General features: G+C 71.1%; 1 pseudogene. It reads left to right on the plus strand.

The features are described 5' to 3' along the window. Positions 1 to 494: pseudogene (locus J5F18_RS19880) on the plus strand (peptidase M42); the annotation flags it as partial. Positions 495 to 640 lie beyond the last annotated feature (146 nt).

A 640-nucleotide genomic window follows, 5' to 3' on the forward strand; every position in this document is an offset into this window, starting at 1 on the left:
AACTCAGGCCCGACGCCATCATCGCGGTGGACGTCAACCACGACTACGTGGCCGCCCCGGGCATCGGCGACCGCCGCATGCAGCCGCTGGAGATGGGCAAGGGCTTCACCCTCTCGGTGGGTGCCATCGCCAGCGAGCAGCTCAACCGCCTGATCGAGAGCACCGCCCGCGAGCACAAGATCCCCCTGCAGCGCGACATCGTCGGCGCCGATACCGGCACCGACGGCATGGCCGGGGTGCTGGCCGCGGTGGACTGCGTCGCCACCTCCATCGGCTTCCCGATCCGCAACATGCACACCATCTCGGAGGCCGGCAACACCCGGGACGTGACGGCGGCGATCCACGCCATCGTCCGCAGCCTCCAGGCGCTGGACGCCCTGCCCGATCCCCATCGGGAGTTCCGGGACAACCACCCGCGCCTGGACCGGGCCGGGCCGCTGGGCCACCAGGGAGCGGGCAAGCCGGAAGCCGGCGCCGAGTCGATCCCGCCGTGATGCCGAAGGGCCACGTGGCGTGCCGTTCGGCGCCGGCGGGGCCCCTTCGTTTCCGGACATCATTCATGCCGGGGCAGAATGATGTCGCGGGCGCATGGGGCTTGTCACAACGCAGGCCTCCCGGCGGGGCACGAGAGACTCTCTCG

Source organism: Halomonas sp. BM-2019 (assembly GCF_017584085.1).